We start from the raw sequence: 22,149 nt of genomic DNA, 5'->3' as shown, positions 1-22,149 counted from the left end.
TTACCAGATCGAGGCTTTATGCCAAATCATCACGTTTCTTCTATCGACATAAAAAAGAACCCGGCCGAGCCGCATTGGCTGGCCGGGTTCTTTCAGGCACGCTCTTAGGGTTTGAGGCAAATACCGCGCTGGCCGCTCTGCAGGAAGCTAGCCGCAAACATCACGTTGTGTTCAATACAAACGCGCAAACGCGCAAATGATCGGGAGCATGTTGGCCGCCGTTCAATCGCAGCCGATATCCATGCACTACGTGTTGCATTAATCCGCATCACCGCGGCGCACGCTAGACCACGTTCTTCTCCACGATCGGCCGGTTCTCGAGCACGCGAGCGAAGCTCAACGAGCCGAGATCGAGCGTCGTATAACGCCCGTTCAGAATCAGTTCGCTAACGCCGCGGCCCGTTGCCGGCCCTTGTTGCAAACCATGCCCGCTAAAGCCATTGGCAAAGACGCAGTTGTCGACGTCGGGGTGATAACCAATGATCGCGTTCTGATCCAGCACGTTGTATTCGTAATAGCCGGACCAGCAGTTCTGCACGCGCAGCGCTTCGAATTGCGGCACGCGGTGCGCGAGCGTCGGCCAGATCACGTCGTCGAACAGTGTGTGATCGACTTCGTCGAGCGGCAGATCGTCGGGGTCGTTGTCCGCGGAAGGTGATGTGCCGCAAATGAACGATTGGCCCTCGGGCCGGAAATACACGCCGCTCGGATCGATGAGCAACGGGCAGCGTTCGAGCCGCGCGGGCGACGTGACATTGAAAATACTGCGACGCCGCGCGTGGACCGGAAGGTCGATGCCGATCATTTGCGCGACCTTGCGCGACCAGGCGCCCGCCGCGTTCACGACCACGTCGCACGCATGGGTCTCGCCGTTCGCGGTTTGCACTTGCGTGACACGCCTGCCGTCGCGATGCAGCGCGGTAACGTCGGCGGCGACATAATGCGCGCCGAGCGCCCGTGCTTTCTTGCGCAGCGCCTGCACGAGACCATAGCCGTCGAACCAGCCTTCCCCGCTTTCGCCGAATGTACCGGCGACGAGGTCTTCCGTATTGAGCCAGGGAAAGCGCGCTTGCAACGCGCTTCTGTCGAGCAGGCTGATATCGGCGCCAAGACTTGTTTGCAGCGCGTGATTCTCACGCAGCGTCGTCTCGCCGACGGACGTCGCGAGAAAGAGATAACCGCCTTCGTGCAGATCGATCGACGGTTTCACGCCGTCGACGCACAGCCGCTCGCCGATCGAGCGCAGAAACTCGATACCGAACAGCGACATCTGAATGGAAAGCGGTGTGGAGAATTGCTGACGGATCGACGCCGCCGATAGCGCCGACGACGAGCGCGCATAAGTCGGATCGCGTTCGATCACGGTGACGCCGACTGTCGGATCGGCGAGCCGCAGAAAATACGCAATCGAACTGCCGATCACCCCACCGCCGACGATCACGACCTTGGAACTCACGTCTTACCCCACGAGTAGCGTGGCCGCTCTTGAAACGGCGGGCGGCGCAAACGGATTGCTGAAAAAATGCGGACAGCGGCGCGTGAATGCGCCGCTGCTTTGTGCTTTTTACTGAATGCGCTACCGGTCTGCCGGGCTTAGCCGATATTGAAGTCGATGCCCTGCGCGAGCGGCAATGCCGACGAGTAGTTGACCGTGTTGGTGGCGCGGCGCATGTACGCCTTCCACGCGTCCGACCCCGACTCGCGGCCGCCGCCGGTTTCCTTCTCGCCGCCGAACGCGCCGCCGATTTCCGCGCCGCTCGGCCCGATGTTCACGTTCGCGATGCCGCAATCGCTGCCCGCGTCGGACAGGAAGCGCTCCGCTTCGCGCAGATCGGTTGTGAATACGCACGACGACAAACCGTGAACCGCCGCATTGTTCGCCTCGACCGCCTCGGCGAAATCCGCATAGCGCAGCACGTAGAGAATCGGCGCGAACGTTTCCTTCAGAACCACCGGCGTTTGCGACGGCATTTCGACGATGGCCGGCCGCACGTAGTAACCGCCTTCATGACCCTTCACCTCGACGCGCTCACCGCCGAACACCTTGCCGCCTTCAGCGGTGGCCTGCTGCAACGCTTCCTGCATGCGGGCATACGCTTGCTTGTCGATCAGCGGACCCATCAGCGTGCCCTTTTCGAGCGGATTGCCGATCGGCACCTTGCTGTACAACTGCTTCAGACGCTCGATGGTCTTGTCGTACACGCTCTCATGCACGAACAGACGCCGCAGCGACGTGCAGCGTTGCCCCGCCGTGCCCACCGCCGAAAACAGAATGCCGCGCATCGCGAGTTCGTGATCCGCCGTTTGCGTGACGATGCCCGCGTTGTTGCCGCCGAGTTCGAGCAGCGAGCGGCCGAAGCGCTTCGCCACTTCCACGCCCACCGTGCGGCCCATTTCCGTGCTGCCCGTCGCGCTGACGATCGACGCGCGCGGATCGGCCACCAGCTTCGCGCCCACCTCGCGGCCGCCGTTGATCAACGCGGTCAGGCCGGCCGGCGCGTCGCCGAATTCCTGCAACGCCTCGTTGAGAATCTGATTGACGGCGAGCGCGGTCAACGGCGTTTTCTCCGACGGCTTCCAGATCACCGCGTTGCCGCACACCAGCGCGAGCGCCGCATTCCACGACCACACGGCCGCAGGAAAATTGAACGCCGAGATCACGACGCAGGTGCCCATCGGGTGCCAGGTCTCGGCCATGCGATGGCCCGGTCGCTCGGACGCGATCGTGAGGCCATACAGTTGACGCGACAGACCGACCGCGAAATCGCAGATGTCGATCATCTCCTGCACCTCGCCCATGCCTTCCTGGAGGATCTTGCCGGTTTCAAGCGTGATGATGCTGCCGAGCGCCTGCTTCTTTTCGCGCAGACGGTTGCCGAGCAAACGCACCAGTTCGCCACGGCGCGGCGCCGGGACGTCGCGCCAGGCGGTGTACGCCTGTTTCGCCTGGGCCAGGGCCGAATCGACTTCCGCCACCGTGTTGCTGGCCACGCGGCCAATGAGTTCGCCGGTGATGGGCGAATGAACCGCGATGTCGCCGGCCTGCGCCGCGTGGGCGATGCCGAGGTCGGCGAGGATGGTGGAAGCGTTCATGTGAATCCCTTTAATTTCCGATGCGAAACAAGAGTAAGTTAGGAAACTATACACGCGGGCTTTCATGGCGGCAAGGGCGTTTGCCCGGAAGTGACGCGCGGGAACCGTCGCGTGCGCTTGCTGGGCTTGAATAGCGGACCGAATCCATCGTGGCGCACGAATGCCGCCGATGCCCGCGCATGCTCTTGCGACGGCAGGCGCGCATTGCCCCTATTCGTTTCTTATTGGAAATACGAGTTGCCGACAGCCGCAATGATCCGGCACGCGACTGCGCGCTTGCCCGAACGCAGACGAGCGAGGAATTGGACAGCAAGAGTCGGAGTGCGCGGCGTGGGGCGCCTGCTTACACTTGATGATGACTCGATGATCGCTTGACGGAGACGGCTCATGAGCACAATTGCGAAGGATCGACACCCGGATGCGGAATCGGCGGAATCGGCGGAATCGGCGTTGGCAATGCGGCCAAAACCTGAACGCGCCGCCGCGCCCGATGCAAATTCCTCTATTGGCTCGCTTGCGCAACGCATCGACCAGATCGACTGGTTCGACGCCGAGGAAGAACTGAACGCGTATGGCTGCGCGATGCTGCGCAATCTGCTCACCGCGCAGGCATGCGATGCACTGACTGCGCTGTATCCGCGCGATGCATTGTTTCGCAGCCGCGTGGTGATGGCGCGGCATGGTTTCGGCCGAGGCGAATACAAGTACTTTGCTTACCCGCTCCCGCCGCTCGTCGCGGCGTTGCGCAGCGAGCTTTACCCGCGTCTCGCGCCGGTGGCGAATCGCTGGAACGGGGCGATGGGAATCGACGTCCGTTATCCGGCCGCGCATGCGGAATTCATCGAGCGATGCCATGCCGCCGGGCAGACGCGCCCCACTCCATTGATGCTGCAATACGCCACGGATGACTACAACTGCCTGCATCAAGACCTCTATGGCGAACACGTGTTTCCGCTTCAGGTTGCGATTCTGTTGTCCGAGCCGGGGGAGGATTTCACCGGCGGCGAGTTCGTGATGACCGAGCAGCGTCCGCGGATGCAGTCGCGCACGGAAGTCGTGCCGCTCGGCAAGGGCGACGCCGTCGTGTTCGCGGTGCATCATCGGCCGGTGCAAGGCACGCGTGGACCGTACCGCGTGAACTTGCGGCATGGCGTGAGCCGTTTGCGGTCGGGACAGCGGCACACGCTCGGCGTGATTTTTCACGACGCGACGTGATGCGGGCGCGCGCAGCGCCGCTGCGCCGCCGCCGCCGCGAAAACCCGACTCCTGCAATTTTGGCTAGATATCATCCGGGAAAACCCGAATCCACCGGACGCGCAGCGCCACCTTCAGCCGCGCGTCCGGTCTGTCGCAATCGGCCACAAGCCGGTCGCGACCATTTAGCCTGGATATCATCGATCATGATTGCTGCCGCGTTTTCGCGCGTCGCCGACCGCCTGCTCGCCGCGGACCCGGGACTCGTGCGTCTCCATACCGCGCTGCGTGTCGCGCTCGCCTGCCTGCTCACCGGCATGGCCAGCATCGCGTGGACGGTCTTCCATCATCAACCGATCACCCTTGCCGCGCCCGGCGTCCTGTTCGCGATGGTCGCGCCGCTGTTCGTGCGCGATGCAAGGCGGTCCGCATGGTTCGGCTCGCTCTTCTCTCTGTATTTGTGCGCCTGCGTGTGCTTCGCCGCGGCGAGCGTGCTGAGTCCTTATCCGCTCGCCGGAGATGCCGGCTTTCTCGTCGTGATGTTCGCCGGCATGCTCTGCCAGGCCTGTGGTCCGCGTGCGCTCGGTTGCGCGCTGCTCGGCGTGGTGTGCTTTTATCTTGGGTTGTATCTGCACCCTTCGCGGCTGCACCTCGTGCAATCGCTGTTGCTCTCCGCTTTCGGCCCGTTGATGGTCGCGCTGGTCGGCCGCGCGATCGTGCCGACGCGACCCGCCGCCAGTTTCCGGCTTGCGATTCATGCGGTGACGCTGCGCGCGTCGCGCGTGCTGCATGCGCCGGATGCGGCACGACTCTCGGTGTTGAACGAAGCCGCGCTCGCGCTCGAAGAGCAACTGGCGTTGCTGAACCCACCCGACGCCGACACGATTCGCGAGCGCATCGTCGAAGTGGAAGTCGCGGCGGGACAGCATGCGTTGGTGTCGGCGTCTGCGTATGGCCGCGGGCAAGCGAATGCGGACGTGCTGCGTCAAGCGATCGAACGGCTCGAGGAGATCGCGCACTGTCGAGAGCGGCGGCGCTTTGAGCCTGCGTCCGGCGACGCTCCGGCTTCAGCAGTGCAACGATTCGCGGACCTGCGCGCCAGGCTCTGCTGGTTGCCCGCCACCCGCGCCACGACAGCCGCGTTTCTCGCGATGCTGATCGGCCAGTCGCTGTCTCCCGAGCGCTGGTTCTGGGCGGTCATCACGACGTTCGTGGTATTTCTCGGCACACGCTCACGCGCGGACACGATTTATCGCGGTGCGCAGCGGCTGGCGGGAACGCTGGCCGGCGCGCTCGCCAGCGTGTTGCTCGTCGCGCCGCTGCACGATTCGCCGATGCTGCTTGTGGCCGCCATGGTGCTCTGCGTGTTCGGCTGGGCTTATTACATCCTGAGCGCGTATGTGCCGGGCGTGTTCTTCATTACCGTGCTCGTCGGACTGGTGTATGGCGAGTTGGGCTTCGCGATGGGGCCGTTGGTCGAATTGCGGATCGAGGAAGTGCTGGTGGGTTGTCTCGTGTCGTTCGCGGTGGCGGTCCTGATGATGCCGCTCGCGGCGAGCCGTCATGTGGAGATGAGGCTTGCGGCTGTGCTGGGTGCGTTGCGCGAGGTCGTGCGGCTGGGCGGGTCCGCTGCGCTGGCGGCGGATGCCGCTGTCGCCATGCGCAAGCTCGACCGCGGTTGGCATGAGTTGCGAATCGCGCTGAAGCCGCTGCAAATGCAGCGCGTGGTGGCGTGGAATTCTGGTGTCGAGTTGGCCACCGGATCGCTGCTGTGCTGTTTGCACTGGGCGCGGGTGTTGAGTGATTCTGCTCGGCACGGGGTGTCGGGTGAAGTGGCGCTCAATGCCGCGAATGTGCGCGCGGCGCATGTGGAATCGATCGTGGCGCGGCTTGATTCGTTGATCGCGCGTTATAGCGGTGCGGCTACTGGTTCTGTGGATGGCGGGTTGGATGAGCGTGTGCCGGTGTTGCCGGTTTTCGATTTGGAGGCGGCGGCTCAGGCGCCAGTGCTTGCGCAACTCGACGGCGCCGTTGCGCAATTGTTTGAGCGGCTGACCCAGCCGGTCGGGGAAAGGCGCGGGGTGTTCGATTGGGTGTTAAGGGTTGGAGCGCGCAGGGCGTACGCTGTGGCGTCGAACAGCCCTCGAAGCCCTGGCGACTAGTTCAGCGAAGCCGCGAGGACGGTGGTAACCAGTTGGCCCACACAGGCAATAAAAAGCCCGCACGAGGCGGGCTACAGCCAGCAGGCATACGTCAACCGGCGCAGTCGACGGAGCCCACACTCTTCATCAACAGAAAACCATCAAACGGACTTCACCGCCGCCCGCCCCGCGCCTATCCGCGTCAATCCGCTGTGCTCCACCAGCGCGCCGAACAGCAGTCCGATCGTCGTCCACATGATCACCTGCATGCCGATCGCCGCGACGCGGAACTTCCACAGCAGCACGGCCGGGAAAGCCGCCGGCACTTCGTTGATTGTCGGCATCGACAATTGCACGGCAGCGATGATCGCGACGAACACCACGCCGCCCACGATCGAGCCATTCCACGCGCCCAGTTTCATTACCGCGCGACGCCGCACCTTCAGCGAAAACACCATCGCGGTCAGCGAGATCGCGATCATCAGGAAGAACAAGCCGGTGCGCGTTCCGATCGTGTCGGGGTCGCCCACCGCCGGCGGATTCGCCGGGTACTTGATGTTCGGGACGATCACCAGCGCGATGAACGCGCCGAGCGCAAGCCATGCCGACAACGCACGCGCGCTCAATGCGCCCACCCGTCCATAGGCGTAGGCGAATACGAGCGCGAACAATCCGCCGAACGCCGCGCCATACGTGACCACGCCGGTCAACAGCCCCAGGCCCGCCTGCGTATCGCGGCTAACGAGGTCTTCGTGTTCATGCGCCTCGCCGCCCTCGGCCGCCGCCGCGGCCTTTTCCTCGAAGGAAATCGCCTGATCGACCTGCGGCTCGCCCGCGAGCCGGGCGAAGCCGAACGTGAGCAGTCCCGCGGCGATGCCTGCGAGCATCCCGCGCAATAACAACTTACCAACCATGTCGAACTCCGTTAGTGGCAGGGAAAGCCGAGCAGATGGCGACCGTCGTGCACGAACTCATGCACGTACATGCCGGGCACCAGCGACGTGGCGCCCTGTTCCGCTCCAACGAAGTAAAGCGCGAGCAACAGCAGCAAGCCGCCGAACACGACCCAAGGCAACAACTCGCGCAGCGGAATCGGCGTGGGTTGAGCGGCGGGCGGGTTGGCGGGATCGAAAACAGCTTCGGTCATGATGGACATCTCCTGGGGGTAGCGCGCCCCGATAGTCGATTGCAAAGGAAGGCTGCGAAGCTCAGGTCTGGCTTTCGGCTCGTGATGCCGATTACAGTGGCGCGACCGCGCCGGGCTCTCACCGGCTTCCGCACTTCGCAGTGCCGCTATTCTACGCGCTAAACTCCGGCACTCGGTAGCGCAACGCGTCCATGCGGGCGTTCTGCCTTGGCGTGCCTCTATGGAAGTCATCGAATGGACACAAGGCTGTTACTGGTCAGCCACGCATCGACCCCCGCCATGCGCGCGGGCCGCTTTCCCGCCGACGATCCGCTCGACGCTCGCGGCCTCGCCGAAGCCCAGGCCGCACGCCAGCGCCTGGCGATTGCCGACGCCGCCGCGGTCTTCGTCAGCCCCGCAGTTTGCGCGCGCGATACAGCGCTGGCGTTGGGCCTCGCCGCGACGGTCCACACAGCGTTGGCGGAGATCGACTACGGCGATTGGCAGGGACGCCGCCTCGCCGATCTCGCGAATGAAGCGCCGCAGCACCTCGCTGCCTGGCTGCGCGATCCCGACTTCGCGGCGCACGGCGGCGAGTCGTTCAGTCAACTCGTGAAGCGCCTGGGAGAATGGCTCGATGCGCTGGACGGCGCGATCAGCGAAGGAACGACCGGTACAACAAGCGCCCCGCGTCAAAACCCGCGCAACGTGGTCGCCATTACGCACGCGCCGGTGATTCGCGCGGCGCTCGTTCACGCACTCGGAGCATCGCCCGCCGTATTTCCACGCATCGAAATCGCCCCGCTGTCGGCGGTCGAATTACGGCGTTCATCGCGCGGCTGGACATGGTGGCCCGCGTCGCACTGACAACACCAGCGCGACGCCCGCCGTCGGATTTGAAATCCACGCATATCGGCCCGCTTGCCGCTCATTGACCCGACACCACCAGGCGCAGCCTCGCTGAACCCGCCGGCGCCAGCGTGATTTCGGTCCGCTTACCCGGCGCGCCTAAATAAAAGTGCTGACGTCCCGGCGAATTCTGATCGTGGGTCGCTTCGGGCAGACACGACGCGATATCCGCCGCGACGGCCTGCAGCGCGTCCGCGCTCGACCCGGCGTCATGATGCGGCGTCCACGTGCATTGGTAGCTGCCCCCGCTCGCCGAGCATTGCGCATCGTCGCCGTAAGGTTGCGCGACGCCCTTGCCGTCGTCGGGCGTCAACGAGGCCAGGCCGCCTGGCGCAGCCGCCACGATGCGTTTGAGCGATGCGCACGGACTGGGCGCATCGTCGGCATTCGCGCTGCCGGGCAGCACGGCGCCTAGCGACGCGGCTGCAAACGTGGCGGCGAGGAAGCGGGCGGGGTTCATATCGGCGCGATCCCTGAAAGCGGTCGACAGGCTGACAGCACTGTCCGTACCCGTGGCGCTCGGACCGAGGCACGCGACGGTTGGGCACGCATCTTGCGCGCCCGCCGTACCGGCCCACCAAATGCCGCCACTCAATCGACGTGAATCGCCAAGCCATGTCAACGAAACCTGTCACCGACACGCCGGCCCGCCTTTCATCAGGGATCGAAGGGGTCGACAACATCCTGGGCGGCGGCTTCACGCCCCGCCGCATGTATCTCATCGAGGGCGCGCCCGGCACAGGTAAAACTACCCTAGCCTTGCAGTTTTTACTCAAGGGTGTCGACGAAGGGCAAGCCGGCCTCTACATCACGCTCTCCGAGACCCGCTCCGAACTGATCTCGGTCGCGGACAGCCACGGCTGGGATCTCAGCCGCTTCTCGATTCTCGAATTGCTCTCCGACGAGGGCCTCGACCCGCAATACGAGCAATCCGTGCTGCACCCGGCCGAAGTCGAACTCGGCGAGACCGTGCACAACGTCATTCAACAGGTCAATGATGTCAAGCCCACGCGCATCGTGCTCGACAGTCTCTCGGAACTGCGTCTGCTGTCGCAGAACCCGCTGCGCTACCGGCGGCAGATTCTCGCGCTCAAGCGCTTTTTCGCGACCCGCGAATGCACGGTGCTGCTGCTCGACGACAACACCTCCGACACCGGCGACGTGCAGTTGCACAGCATCGCGCACGGCGTGATCAGCCTCGACAACATCGTGCACGACTACGGCGGCAACCGGCGGCGGCTGCGCATCGCCAAGATGCGCGGCATCAAGTTCCGCGAGGGGTATCACGACTTCACGCTCGACACCGGCGGCATTCGTGTGTATCCGCGCCTCGTCGCCGCGGAACATCACGCGGAATTCGACCCGAACCCGCTCAGCACGGGCACGCCGGGCCTCGACGCGCTGCTGGGCGGCGGCCTGATCCCCGGCACCAATGCGCTGATGATCGGACCGTCCGGCGTGGGCAAGACCACCACCGTCGTGTCGTGCCTGCTGAGGGCGCTCGAACGCGGCCAGCGCTGCGTCTACTACGTATTCGACGAAACGCTCACCACGCTGATGATCCGCTGCGCGGCGCTCGGCATGGATCTGGCGCCGCACGTCGAAAGCGGCCTGCTCACGCTGCGCCAGATCGATCCGGCGGAAATCTCGCCCGGCGAATTCGCGACCGACGTGCGCCAGTCGGTCGAAAACAAGGGCGCCCGGTATGTCGCGATCGACAGCCTGAACGCCTATCTCCAGGCGATGCCCGGCGAGCGCTACCTGCTGCTGCAAATGCATGAGCTGCTCGGCTACCTGAACCAGCAGGGCATCATCACGATGCTGGTGCTGGGCCAGCACGGCATCATCGGCGAAATTCAGAGCGATATCGACATCAGCTATCTCAGCGACGTGGTCGTGCTGTTCCGCTACTTCGAGCATCACGGCGAAGTGTTGACGGCCGTCACCGCCGTCAAGAGCCGCGCCAACGAACACCAGCGCTCGATCCGCCAGTTCCGGCTCGCGCACGGCGGCGTGGAAGTCGGCGAGGCGCTGCGCGACTTCGAGGGCGTGCTCTCCGGCCTGCCGGCATACCGTGGCACCACGGCCCTGCTCGGCGCGCGGGATCACCTCATCGACACGTCCGGGCAGTGAGGTCATGGAGCAGCGCGTTCTCATCCTGGCGCCGTTCGGCCGCGACGCCGAGGTGATCGCCGAAGTCCTGCATAAAGACGAGCGCGCCTGCGTCGTCTGCCGCGATGCCGACGCGCTGACCGAAGCGCTGGACGCCGGCGCGGGCAGCGCGTTGATTGCCGAGGAAGCACTCGCGGACGGCCACGCCTCGCATCTGTTCGGTTGGCTCGCACGGCAGCCGGCATGGTCCGACTTGCCCTTCATCCTGCTCGCCGCGAATCGCGTCGGGCATCGCTCCGCTCGCGGACTCGAAGTGCTCGAGCGGCTCGGCAACGTGGTGGTGCTCGAACGTCCGCTGAATTCGGAAACGCTGCGGCGCGCGGTCGCGTCCTCGCTGCGGGCGCGCGCACGGCAATACGAGTCGCGCCGGCATCTGGCCGAACGCATGGAAGCGCAAGAGGCGCTGGTGCATCTGAACGATTCGCTGGAAGGCCGCATCGCCGAGCGCACCCACGAGCTCGCCTCCGCCAACAACCGGCTGATGACGGAGATACACGAGCGTGCCAAGGTGCAGGCGGTGCTGGTCCAATCGCAGAAGATGGAAGCGCTCGGGCAACTCACCGGCGGCATCGCGCACGACTTCAATAATCTGCTGAACGTCATCATGGTCAACGCGGAGTTGATCGGGCGGGTCGCCAACGACGAGCGCATTCGCGCGATGGCCGCCACCGTCAGGCGCGCGACCGAACGCGGCGCGAAGCTGACGGGCCAGTTGCTGGCCTTCTCGCGCAACAGCAACCTCGATCTGAAAGCGGTGGACGTGGTGGCCTTGCTGCAAGGCATGCGCGACATCATTACCGTCTCGCTCGGTTCCGGCATCCACTACGCCACCGAGTTCCACGGCGACGAGATGTGGACCCAGGCCGACGCGAATCAGCTCGAACTGGCGATCCTCAATCTCGCGATCAACGCGCGCGATGCGATGCCGGGCGGCGGCCAGCTCAGCATTCGCGTGAAGGAACGCGCGGCGCCCGATCCGACACTCGGGGAAGGCCGTTATGTGGTGGTCGAAGTGGTCGATACCGGTTTGGGCATTCCCGCCGACGTCGTCTCGCGCGTGTTCGATCCGTTCTTCACCACCAAGCCGATCGGCAAGGGCACCGGACTCGGCTTGAGCCAGGTCTACGGCATCGCGAGACAGGCCGGCGGCACCGCGCGTCTCTTCAGCGAGGAAGGCGTCGGCACGACCGTGGAAGTGTGGCTGCCGCTGCGCGAACGCGTGGACTCGCGGGCCGAAGCGGTAGCCGATGCGGAAGCGAACGCTGTCGGCGAAAAACGCGTGCTGGTGGTCGAGGACGACGGCGAGGTCCGCGCGATGCTGGTCGAGTCGCTGCGAATGCTCGGCTATACCGTGACCGAAGCCGCGGACGGACCCGCCGGCCTGAACCGCTTGCAGGACGACAAGCCCGACTTGCTGATGGTCGACTTCGCGATGCCGGGCATGAACGGCATCGACGTGATCGCCGCGGCGCGCAAGATGCACGAGGATCTGCCGGTGATCCTCGCAACCGGCTATGCGGACGTGGATATCTCCGGCCTGGCCGTGAAGCGCTGCACGATCCTGCGCAAGCCCTTCCAACTCGACGACCTGGCGCGGACCGTGCGGCTCGGGCTCGCGGCCTGAGCGATCCACGCGATCACGCTGCGCTCCGCGGCCAAGCCCTCGGCGCTCGGCGCTCGCCAAAGCCGTTCCGACCGCAGCGACCAGCGCGCTCCTGGAAGCTTACGATTTATTTTTGACAAGCTTTCTTTTGCCTTTCACTTACGGTTAAATACGTGCCTCAACTACACGTTACGGGGTCACGTATGTCCAACTTCATGCAGGGCGCGGCTACATTGGGCGGATGCATCGGCATTTTCACGGTGGTGGTCGCCGTGGTGGAAATGCTGACGAACTGAGCCCGCGTGGCCTCAAGCGGGCCGGCGCTTCGCCGCCTGGTGAATCGCCGCCCGCACCCGCGGATATGTGCCGCAACGGCACACGATGTTGGACATGGCCGCGTCGATGTCCGCATCGGTGGGATTGGGTTTCTGCTTGAGCAACGCGCAGGCCGCCATCAATTGCGCGCTCTGGCAATAGCCGCACTGCACCACGTCGAGATCGATCCACGCCGCCTTTAGCGCTTGCGCTTCCTTGCCCTGCACGCCTTCAATCGTCGTGATCTTCTGCGTCTGCAAACCTGCCATGAGCGTCTGACACGAGAGCGACGCCTTGCCGTCCAGGTGAACCGTGCACGCGCCGCAAATACCCACGCCGCAACCGAACTTCGTGCCCGTCAACCCGAGTTCGCAACGCAGCACCCACAGCAACGGCATGTCCGGCTCCGCGTGCACCGCCACCGCGCGGCCGTTGATGTTCAGCGATGTCATGCTTTTCCCCCTGAGTCCGATGGGCTTCACGCGAATCTCACGCGAGCTTGAGCGGCAACGCGCGCAAGCGCTTGCCGGTCAGAGCGAACACCGCGTTGGCCACCGCCGGCGCGATGGGCGGCACGCCCGGTTCGCCGACGCCTTGCGGATGTAGTTGGCTCGGCATGATGTCGGTTTCGATCACCGGGCAATCGTTCATCCGCACGACCGGGAAATCCACGAAGTTCTCCTGCTTCACCTTGCCTTCCTCGATGGTGATCTCGTTCTGCAACGCGCTCGACAGGCCGAACACGATGCCGCTCTCCATCTGCTGACGGATCAGGTTCGGATTGACCGGCAAGCCGCAATCGATCACGCAGACCACCCGATGCACGCGAATCTGCTGGTTCGGCCCGAGCGACACCTCCGCCACCTGCGCGACCACGCTGCCGAACGCCTCATGCAACGCGACGCCGCGCGCGCGAGGCGCGCCGTCAGCGGCATGCGTCAACGGATGCCCCCACTCCGACAACGCCGCGACGCGCTTTAGCACCGCAAGATGCCGCGGATGCCGCGCGAGCAGCGCGGCGCGAAACGCAATCGGATCCTGGCCCGTGGCGGCGGCGAGTTCGTCGGTGAAACTTTCGGTGAAGAAAGCCTGATGCGAATGGCCGACCGAGCGCCAGAACCCGACCGGCACCGGCAGCTCGACGATCTTGTGCGCCACGCGCGCGGCCGGCCATTCGTAGGGCTGGTCGAACGCGCCTTCGCTGGTGGTTTTGTCGATGGGAATGCGCGGCACGGCGTAGTAGCGCGCGAGCGATTCCGGCACGATCGCCTGACTCGCCGACGTGCTCTGCCAGGCGACCAGTTTGCCGTCCTTGTCGAGACCGGCTTTGAGCCGCGACACGCACGCCGGACGATAGAAATCGTGCGTGAAGTCCTGCGCCCGCGACCAGAGCGTTTGCACGGGACGGCCGCCGCCCTCGCGCGCGATCGCCGCGGCCTGCGCGACGAAGTCGAGTTCCAGCCGCCGGCCGAACGCGCCGCCGAGCAGCAGCGTGTGCATGTCGACCTTATCGGCGTCGAGGTCCAGCACCTTGGCGACGTGCTGGCGCGCGAGCGCGGGCACTTGCGTGGAGACCCAGACGGTGGCCGCGCCGTCCGTGACCTGCACCGTGCAATTGACCGGTTCGACCGCGCCATGCGCGAGATACGGCGCGCGATACTCGGCGGTGAGGGTTCGCGCCGCGCCGTGCAAGGCGGCATCCACGTCGCCGCGATGGTAGTAGGCGTGGCCGTCGCTGTCGTCCAATGCTTGCGCGAGCCGGCTGTTCACGCTCGCGCTCGACACCTTGGACGCCGCGCCCTCATGCCAATCCACCTTGATCGCTTTGACCGCGTTCATTGCGCGGAACGGGTTGTCGGCGATCACCGCGACCGCGCCGCTGCCGCCGTTGTACGGCGCGACCGCGAACGCCTTGATGAAGCCCGGCATGTTCGCGGCGGACGTGGCGTCGAAATTCGCCACCCTGCCGCCGAGCGTGGGACACATCGTGACGCTGGCGTACAACAGGCCGTCCGGCAATGCGTCGATACCGAAGCGCGCCGTGCCGTTGATTTTCGGCGCGGCTTCGACGCGGCGCACCGGTTTGCCGATGAGTTTGAATTCGCCCGGGTCCTTCAGCGCAATCTTGCGCGGCAGCGGCTGCTGCGCGGCCAGCGCGGACAATTCGCCAAAACTCGCCTTACGCCCCGACGGGTGCAGCACCTGACCGCTTTCCGTACGGCATTCGCCGGGCGGCACTTTCCATTGCGCGGCGGCCGCGCCGATCAGCATCGCGCGCGCCGACGCGCCCGCTTCGCGCATCGGCAGCCATAGATCGTTGATGCTCGATGAACCGCCCGTCATCATCGTGCCGGCCTCGCGCACCAGTTTGCGGGTGATCCAGACCGTGGCGCGCTTCACGGCGCTGTCGTCGTCGGGACGGAACGGCAAGTCGTCGACGACGGTTTGCAGGCTGTTGTAGATCTTGTCGATCGGCGAGTCCTCGACCCGCACCTGCGACCAGTCGGCATCCAGTTCCTCGGCCAGCAGCATCGCGAGGCCGGTGTGGATGCCCTGCCCCATTTCCGCCTTGCACATCATGATCGTCACGCTGTTGTCGGCGGCGATCTTGACCCAGCCGTTGAGCGCCACCTGCGAGCCTTGTATGCGCAGCGGCGCGGCGGTGGTCAGACGCTGGCCCGGCGGCAGCACCGACCAGCCGACCAGCAACGCGCCGACAGCGCCGGCGCCGCCGAGCAGGAAGGTTCTGCGCTTTAACATGACATGGTCGATCGGCCTGGCGGTGGCTGGGAAGCGGCGAAAGGCGCTGGCGGGCGCCTCGGGGTTTGTTCTTCTGGACAGCAATAAGACGGGAAAGTGGGTGGTGGACTGAAAGGCGCGTTCTGCAGCGAGCGCGATGGTGGGTGCGTGGGCGCTGCGCTCAAGCCCGTCTGTCAGTTCATTAAATGTTATTCGCGGGGCGGCGGCACGCTGCAGTGCAGCGGGGGTGAGCAGTCAGGGCAGTGAAGTGAGGCCGATTTTGCGGAATGGCAGGTGGATCGTTTACATGAAACCTCGTACGACGTCGTTTCGATCGATTGCCGCAACATACAAACCTTTATATAATTTCACGTATGATCGATGCAAAGCCACTAACGTTCTGCGGTAGTTCATTAGACGACTTGCGCGAGTTTCCACTCTCGGCGCGGCGTGACGCCGGCTATCAACTCGATCAAGTCCAGCGTGGCCGCGACCCGGACGACTGGAAGCCAATGAACACGATAGGCCAAGGGGTACGGGAAATACGGATTCGGGACGCAAATGGGGCATTCCGGATCATTTACCTGGCCAAGTTAGCCGATGCGGTTTACGTGCTTCATTGCTTCCAGAAGAAGACCCCGAAAACCAGCAAAGCCGATCTGGATCTTGCCACCAAGCGCTATCGCGAATTGAAAGAGGTCAAGCCATGAGCAATCAAAAATTTCTGAGCGTCTGGGATGCCATCGAAGATACGCCGGAACAGGCGGAGAACATGAAACTTCGGTCGGTGTTGATGATGGCGCTCAAAGACCATATCACCCGCACCGGCATGAGCCAGGCAGAGGCCGCCAGGCATTTCGGCGTCACGCAACCACGCGTGTCCGATCTTATGCGCGGCAAGATCAATCTGTTCGCGCTCGATGCATTGGTCAATATGGCGGTAGCGGCAAACATGCGTGTGGAGATGCGCGTGTCGGATGCGCCAGTGAAACGGCGTGCTGCAAATGCGAACCTCAAGTCGACCACGCCCAAGCAGCCCGCAGCACCTGCAAAAAAACCTGCGGCAACGAAGAAGCCGACCGCAAAGGCATCAGTGCGACGCAGCAAGGGCGGTACCGCGGTTCTCGCGCATGCTCGCTGAGCCGCCATTTCCGCGCGGCACCGCAAGCACTTCAGCCGATGCACCGCACGGTGCGTCGGCGCTCGCCTGACGCACCCCCCAACACCTCAGCGCCGGTTCGACCCCGACACCACATCGATCCACACGGCCAGCACGAGAATGCTGCCCTTCACGATCATCTGCCAATAGGCGTCGACGTCGAGCATCGACATGCCGTTATCGAGGCTCGCCATCACCAGTGCCCCGATCAATGCGCCGTAGACCGTGCCGGAGCCGCCGCGCATCGACGTCCCGCCGATAAAGCACGCGGCGATTGCATCGAGTTCGCCCATCGAGCCCGCCGACGGCGAACCCGCGGCGAGGCGCGCCGTATTCACGATGCCGCCGAATGCGCACATCAGCCCCATCAGCGCGAAGATCGCGAGCTTCACTCGATTTGTGTTCACACCTGAGAGACGCGTCGCTTCGAGATTGGAGCCCACGGCATAGATGCGCCGCCCGAATACCGTCTGCGTGGCGATCCACGTGAAGATGCCGAGCAGCGCAAGCAGCAGCAGAACCGGCACCGGAATGCCGCCGTAACGGTCGAGCGTGGCGACGAAGCCGGCCAGAATCACGCCCGCGCCGACCACCTTCACGACATCCTGCCAAACCGGCACGACGGTCAGTTGATAGCGCTCGCGGTTGCGCCGCTGCCGCACCGTCAGAAACGCCAACAGCAGAAACAGCACCACGGCGAGCGTGTCGCCCGCGAGCCTGGGTAAATACCCCTGGCCGACAAAAACAAAACTATCGGAGACCGGCGCGATCGTCGAACCGCCCGTGACGCCCAGCAGAATGCCGCGATACGCGAGCATGCCGCCCAGCCCGACAATGAACGAAGGCACGCGCAGGTAGGTCGACCACCATCCATTGAACATGCCGACAAGCACGCCGAGCAACATCACCACCGGCAAGGTGACGCCGATCGGCCAATGCCGGTTCACGTCGAGTATCGCCGCCACGCCGCCGAGCAAGCCGAGCAGCGAGCCGACCGACAGATCGATTTCGCCGGCGATGATCACGAACACCATGCCGCACGCGAGCATGCCGGTAATCGACATCTGCCGCAGCAGATTCGACAGATTGCGCGGCGTGACAAATGCGCCGTGCGTGAGCAACGAAAAGAAAATCCAGATCGCGGCCACGGCGATCAGCAACGCGAGAATCTTGTAGCGCGAGAACAATTGCTGAATACGCTGGGGACCGCCGAAAGCGCCTCGCGGCGCTGAATCGTCGGCGCGTTGGGAAGTAACGTCGGGCGTCATGCGGCACTCGCTGCGGTTGGGTTCGGGGATCGCTGCACGGGACGGATCGCGGCGCTGAGAATGTCCTCTTGCGTCAGACCGTCGTTGACGAAGTCGCCTCGCAATTCGCCCTCGCCGATCACCAATACGCGGTCGCTAATGCCGAGTACTTCGGGCAATTCGGAGGACACCATCACGATCGACATGCCGCGCTGCGCCAGTTGAAAAATCAGTTTGTAGATTTCGAACTTCGCGCCGACGTCGACACCGCGCGTCGGCTCGTCGAGAATCAGCACCTTCGGGTCGGTGAGCAACATGCGCGTCAGCACGGCCTTCTGCTGATTGCCGCCCGACAAGCTCGCAATGGAGAGCATCGGATGCGCGGCGCGCACCGAAAGCCGCTTCATCTCCGTGTGAATCGTGTCGAGTTCCGCGGCGGAGTCGATCCGGCCGCCCGATGCGAAGCGTTGCAACACCGCGAGGGTGATGTTGTGACCCACGCTCAAGCCCGGCACGATGCCATGACGCTTGCGATCTTCCGGCACCATGCCGATGCCCGCGCGAATCGCCTCGACGGGCGCGCGAATCTTCAACGGCTTGCCGTTCATCACCACCGTCGCTTCGCTCACGCCGGGATACGCGCCGAAAATCGCCTGCATCAACTCCGTGCGCCCCGCGCCCACCAAACCCGCAACACCGAGAATCTCGCCCCGCCGCAGCGAAAACGACACGTCGTTCACCCGCTTGCGGCGCGGATTGGTGACGTCGAAACAGGTCACGTGGCGCGCTTCGAAAATCACGTCGCCGATCGGATGCGGCTCGCGCGGAAAGAGGTTCTTGATTTCACGGCCCACCATCAGGGAGATGATGCGGTCGGTGGTGAGCGCGTGCATCGGTTCGGTCGCGACGTGTCGGCCATCGCGAATCACGCTGATCGTGTCGCACACCGCCGCCACTTCGTCGAGCTTGTGCGAGATGTACACGCAGGCAACGCCGCGTCGTTTCAGATCGCGCACGATGTCCAGCAGAATGCGTATTTCCGATGAGGTCAGCGACGACGACGGTTCGTCCAGAATCAACAGCTTCGCGCGCTTGTTCAGCGCCTTCGCGATTTCGATCAACTGCTGATGGCCGCCGCCATAGTTCATTACCGGCTGCGCGGCATTGATTCCGCTAATGCCGAGTTCGCGCAGCAATTCATCGGCGCGCTGGTACATCGCGGCGTAATTCATCCGGCCGCCGGGCAGCGTGATTTCGTTGCCGAGAAAGATGTTCTCGGCAACGGATAGCTCGGGCACCAGCATCAACTCCTGGTGAATGATGATGATGCCGGCGCGTTCGGTGTCGCGCACGTTCGCGGCCTTCAGCGGCTCGCCTTCCCAGATGATTTCGCCGTCCCACGTGCCGTGCGGATAGACACCGGACAGCACTTTCATCAGCGTCGATTTGCCCGCGCCGTTCTCGCCGCACAAGCCGACGCACTCGCCCGGAGAGACCGTCAGGTCGATGCCGTCGAGCGCCTTCACGCCGGAAAACGCCTTGACGATGCCGCGCATCGTCAGCAATGGTTGCGTCATTCGCTATGCCTCGCTGCAAGGCGCGCGGCTGCGCCGATGCGCATCCTGCCCATCGGCGCAAACCGCGCACTCGTTACGCTCATTGGCTCGCGAGCTGGGCCTGGGTGTAGAAGCCGTCCTTGACGACCACATCGACATTGCTCCTGGTAAGCAACGTGGGTTGCAGAAGAACCGTATCGACCTTCTTCTTGCCGTTGTCATACTGCGCGTTATAGGCAGGCTTCTGGCCCTTCGCGAGCGCAACGGAAAGTTTCGCCGCTTCGCCCGCGATCAGTTTCAGCGGCTTGTAGACGGTCATGGTTTGCGTGCCGGCGATCACGCGCTTCACCGCGGCGAGGTCCGCGTCCTGACCAGAAACCGGCACCTTGCCCGCCATGTGTTGAGCGGCCAGCGCCTGAATCGCGCCGCCTGCGGTGCCGTCGTTCGAGGCGACGATTGCGTCGATCTTGTTGTTGTTCGCGGTCAACGCATCCTCGACGATGCGCAGCGCCGTCGACGCGCTCCACTCCGGCACCCACTGCTGACCGACGACCTTGATATCGCCCTTGTCGATTGCGGGCTTCAGTACCTTGAGCTGGCCTTCGCGCAGCATCTTCGCGTTGTTGTCGGTGGGCGCGCCGCCTAGCAGGAAGTAGTTGCCCTTCGGCTGCGCGTTGTAGACGCCTTGTGCTTGCAGTTCGCCGACCTTCTCGTTGTCGAACGAGATATAGCCGTCCACATCGGCATCGAGAATCAGCCGGTCATACGAGACAACCTTGATGCCCGCTTTCTTCGCTTCGGCGACCACATTGCCGAGCGTTTTCGAATTGAACGGCACGATGACGATCACATCCACGCCGCGCGAAATCAGGTTTTCGATCTGCGAGATTTGTCGCGCTTCGCTCGCATCGGCGGATTGCACCGACACTTTCGCACCGAGCTTTTCCGCTGCCGCGACGAAATAGTCGCGATCGCGCGACCAGCGCTCGACGCGCAGATCGTCGATACAGAAACCAATCTCGGGATGATCCTTGCTTGCGTGCGCGAGCGGCGCGACAAGCGACAGGCTGGCGAGCACCGCTCCACATACGAGCGAACTCAGTAGGGTACGACGCATTGCGAATTTCATGTCTCTCTCCTTCTTCTGATAGCCGGAATACCGGATTGGACGGCCTGCGCTGCGAGCCGCAAGACCGGACAAGCGACAACCCAAAGCTTCTATTTCGCGCGGTCGACGTGGCCGCGCGATTTTTATTCACGCCCGCTGTTTTCGCGGGCTTTGCCTCTTTGCGTGCGCCTGATTAGCGCCCGCTGTAAATCGCCTGATTCACGACGTTTTCCAGATGCTCCTGACGGCCACTTGCGTGTTGCGGATTCAGATCGTGCTGTAGCGCATCCGAGGCCAGCGTCGACAGCGAATAGTCGCCCGACAGGATCTTGCGGCCTAGCTCCGAGTTCCAGCCCGCGTAACGCTGACGCTTGAATTGTTCGAGACGGTCGTTTTCGATCAGCGTGGCTGCACGCTCGACGGCGAGCGCGAGGTTATCGATCGCGCCGACGTGGCCGTGGAAAAGATCTTCCGCATCAACACTTTGCCGCCGCACCTTCGAGTCGAAATTCATTCCGCCCGTGGTAAAGCCGCCATGCTTGAGAATCTCGTAGAAGGCCAGCGTCAGTTCCTCCACGCTATTCGGAAACTGATCCGTATCCCAACCGTTTTGCGGATCACCGCGATTCGCATCGACGCTGCCGAAAATGCCAAGCGCGTAAGCGGTTGCGATCTCGTGATGAAACGAGTGCCCCGCGAGCGTCGCGTGATTCGCCTCGATGTTCACGCGAATCTCTTTCTCCAGCCCGTATTGCAGCAGGAAACCGTGCACGCTCGCGACGTCGTAATCGTATTGATGCTTGGTCGGCTCTTGCGGCTTCGGTTCGATCAGCAGTGCGCCTTTGAAACCCATCTTGTGCTTATGGTCGACCACCATATGGAGAAAGCGAGCGAGTTGATCGCGTTCACGCACGAGGTCCGTATTGAGCAGCGTATCGTAACCTTCGCGGCCGCCCCACAACACATAATTCTCGCCGCCCAGCCGTTGGGTTGCGTCGAGCGCATGACGGACCTGCGTCGCGGCAAACGCGAAAATCTCAGGATTTGGGCTGGTCGCCGCGCCGGCCGCATAACGCGGATGCGAAAACAGATTGGCCGTGCCCCACAGCAATTTGATGCCGGTATCCTGTTGCTTGCGCGCCAGATAGTCCGCAATGCGCGTGAAGTTCTCGCTGTATTCCTTCAGGCTCTCGCCTTCCGGCGCCACGTCCGTATCGTGAAAGGTGTAGTACGGCGTACCGAGCCTGGAGAAGAACTCGAAGGCGGCATCGGCCTTTTGTTGCGCGCGTTCCATTGCATTGCCGGCTTGCTGCCAGGGGCGCTGAAACGTCCCTTGCCCGAAGATGTCGACGCCGGGCCACACGAACGTATGCCAGTAGCACACGGCAATGCGCAGATGTTCTTCGAGTGTCTTGCCGAGCACGCGTTTACTCTTGTCGTAATGGCGGTACGCAAGCGGGTTATCCGATTGCGGACCTTCGTAGCGGATCTCGGGAATGTGTTCGAAGTAGGACATCAGCGTCTCCTGTTTTATGCTGCACTGCAACCGCGCGACGTTGCCGCTCCGGTCGACAAGGTGACGCCATGCTGCCGCTTGCCTGATGCATCGGCAATTGCGAAATTGCGCAGCGTGCTTGATGTTTCTTACCGCCCACGCGTTTGTTTCGCACCGTCGCGAGATTCGCGGCCTAGAATAACCGGACGCTTAAAAAGCGCGGCCTGCAAGGCGCGCCCAACAGGAGACGATGGCGTTGCGAGTCCCGCCGATTTGCACGCCGCCCATTGCC

General features: G+C 63.7%; 17 protein-coding genes, 1 pseudogene and 1 riboswitch. Of the genes and pseudogenes, 7 read left to right on the top strand and 11 right to left on the bottom strand.

Annotated features, from left to right (window positions below; all coding sequences use genetic code 11):
• Positions 1-283: 283 nt before the first annotated feature.
• Together CUJ90_RS24915 and amaB are read right to left on the bottom strand one after the other, a co-directional pair.
• Complete coding sequence (locus CUJ90_RS24915) at positions 284-1,456, bottom strand: NAD(P)/FAD-dependent oxidoreductase (RefSeq protein ID WP_073432040.1); 1,173 nt, start codon at positions 1,454-1,456, stop codon at positions 284-286.
• Positions 1,457-1,593: 137 nt separating this feature from the next.
• Entirely contained in the window at positions 1,594-3,093 is a 1,500-nt protein-coding gene (gene amaB, locus CUJ90_RS24910; protein ID WP_073432039.1) for an L-piperidine-6-carboxylate dehydrogenase, read from the bottom strand.
• Between the two features lie 387 nt (positions 3,094-3,480).
• On the opposite strand from amaB, the gene CUJ90_RS24905 reads away from it, so the two are divergent.
• Positions 3,481-4,308 carry a 2OG-Fe(II) oxygenase gene (locus CUJ90_RS24905; RefSeq protein ID WP_176035746.1) on the top strand — a complete coding sequence of 276 codons (828 nt, stop codon included), beginning with the start codon at positions 3,481-3,483 and terminating at the stop codon, positions 4,306-4,308.
• A gap of 185 nt (positions 4,309-4,493) precedes the next feature.
• Positions 4,494-6,449, top strand: coding sequence for an FUSC family protein (locus CUJ90_RS24900; protein WP_073432038.1), 1,956 nt, complete (start codon positions 4,494-4,496; stop codon positions 6,447-6,449).
• A 140-nt stretch (positions 6,450-6,589) separates the two neighbouring features.
• Here CUJ90_RS24900 and CUJ90_RS24895 read toward each other — a convergent pair whose 3' ends face one another.
• On the bottom strand, positions 6,590-7,342 hold the full coding sequence (locus CUJ90_RS24895; protein WP_073432037.1) for a CbtA family protein: 753 nt from the start codon (positions 7,340-7,342) through the stop codon (positions 6,590-6,592).
• Between the two features lie 11 nt (positions 7,343-7,353).
• Positions 7,354-7,575: a CbtB domain-containing protein gene (locus tag CUJ90_RS24890; RefSeq protein WP_073432049.1), complete on the bottom strand. Its 222-nt coding sequence runs from the start codon at positions 7,573-7,575 to the stop codon at positions 7,354-7,356.
• A 19-nt stretch (positions 7,576-7,594) separates the two neighbouring features.
• A riboswitch (adenosylcobalamin (AdoCbl) riboswitch) is annotated at positions 7,595-7,733 on the bottom strand.
• Positions 7,734-7,809: 76 nt separating this feature from the next.
• Here CUJ90_RS24890 and CUJ90_RS24885 point away from each other — a divergent pair.
• A complete protein-coding gene (locus CUJ90_RS24885) occupies positions 7,810-8,421 on the top strand; it encodes a histidine phosphatase family protein (protein ID WP_073432036.1) in 612 nt (203 codons plus the stop codon).
• Positions 8,422-8,482: 61 nt separating this feature from the next.
• On the opposite strand, the gene CUJ90_RS24880 is transcribed toward CUJ90_RS24885, so the two are convergent.
• A complete protein-coding gene (locus CUJ90_RS24880) occupies positions 8,483-8,923 on the bottom strand; it encodes a hypothetical protein (protein WP_083081664.1) in 441 nt (146 codons plus the stop codon).
• A gap of 155 nt (positions 8,924-9,078) precedes the next feature.
• Here CUJ90_RS24880 and CUJ90_RS24875 point away from each other — a divergent pair, with 155 nt between their 5' ends.
• Entirely contained in the window at positions 9,079-10,596 is a 1,518-nt protein-coding gene (locus CUJ90_RS24875) for an ATPase domain-containing protein (protein WP_114164693.1), read from the top strand.
• A 4-nt stretch (positions 10,597-10,600) separates the two neighbouring features.
• Positions 10,601-12,259 (top strand): ATP-binding protein, encoded by a 1,659-nt coding sequence (locus tag CUJ90_RS24870; RefSeq protein ID WP_073432034.1) that lies wholly within the window; start codon positions 10,601-10,603, stop codon positions 12,257-12,259.
• Positions 12,260-12,546: 287 nt separating this feature from the next.
• Here CUJ90_RS24870 and CUJ90_RS24865 read toward each other — a convergent pair whose 3' ends face one another.
• Together CUJ90_RS24865 and CUJ90_RS24860 are read right to left on the bottom strand one after the other, a co-directional pair.
• Positions 12,547-13,005: a (2Fe-2S)-binding protein gene (locus tag CUJ90_RS24865; protein WP_073432033.1), complete on the bottom strand. Its 459-nt coding sequence runs from the start codon at positions 13,003-13,005 to the stop codon at positions 12,547-12,549.
• 37 nt (positions 13,006-13,042) lie between these two features.
• Entirely contained in the window at positions 13,043-15,313 is a 2,271-nt protein-coding gene (locus CUJ90_RS24860; protein ID WP_114164131.1) for a xanthine dehydrogenase family protein molybdopterin-binding subunit, read from the bottom strand.
• Between the two features lie 353 nt (positions 15,314-15,666).
• On the opposite strand from CUJ90_RS24860, the gene CUJ90_RS24855 reads away from it, so the two are divergent.
• Positions 15,667-16,002 carry a type II toxin-antitoxin system RelE/ParE family toxin gene (locus CUJ90_RS24855; protein ID WP_073432031.1) on the top strand — a complete coding sequence of 112 codons (336 nt, stop codon included), beginning with the start codon at positions 15,667-15,669 and terminating at the stop codon, positions 16,000-16,002.
• Positions 15,999-16,274, top strand: a pseudogene (locus CUJ90_RS33385) (helix-turn-helix domain-containing protein); the annotation flags it as partial. The gene CUJ90_RS24855 and the pseudogene CUJ90_RS33385, both read left to right, overlap by 4 nt.
• Before the next feature lie 245 nt (positions 16,275-16,519).
• Here the strand turns inward: CUJ90_RS33385 and CUJ90_RS24845 are convergent.
• From CUJ90_RS24845 to xylA, 4 genes are all read right to left on the bottom strand, one after another.
• Positions 16,520-17,719 carry a sugar ABC transporter permease gene (locus CUJ90_RS24845; protein ID WP_073432030.1) on the bottom strand — a complete coding sequence of 400 codons (1,200 nt, stop codon included), beginning with the start codon at positions 17,717-17,719 and terminating at the stop codon, positions 16,520-16,522.
• Positions 17,716-19,275: a D-xylose ABC transporter ATP-binding protein gene (gene xylG, locus CUJ90_RS24840; protein WP_073432029.1), complete on the bottom strand. Its 1,560-nt coding sequence runs from the start codon at positions 19,273-19,275 to the stop codon at positions 17,716-17,718. Before xylG ends, CUJ90_RS24845 begins: the two co-directional genes overlap by 4 nt.
• Positions 19,276-19,354: 79 nt before the next feature.
• Positions 19,355-20,383 carry a D-xylose ABC transporter substrate-binding protein gene (gene xylF, locus CUJ90_RS24835; protein WP_073432028.1) on the bottom strand — a complete coding sequence of 343 codons (1,029 nt, stop codon included), beginning with the start codon at positions 20,381-20,383 and terminating at the stop codon, positions 19,355-19,357.
• Between the two features lie 172 nt (positions 20,384-20,555).
• The gene (gene xylA / locus CUJ90_RS24830; protein WP_073432027.1) at positions 20,556-21,878 is read right to left on the bottom strand and encodes a xylose isomerase; all 1,323 of its coding nucleotides are present in this window, start codon (positions 21,876-21,878) and stop codon (positions 20,556-20,558) included.
• Positions 21,879-22,149 lie beyond the last annotated feature (271 nt).

The organism is Paraburkholderia terricola (assembly GCF_003330825.1).
In the GTDB taxonomy this organism is placed as follows: Bacteria; Pseudomonadota; Gammaproteobacteria; order Burkholderiales; family Burkholderiaceae; genus Paraburkholderia; species Paraburkholderia terricola.
This window is presented reverse-complemented; position numbering and strand designations above follow the sequence as displayed.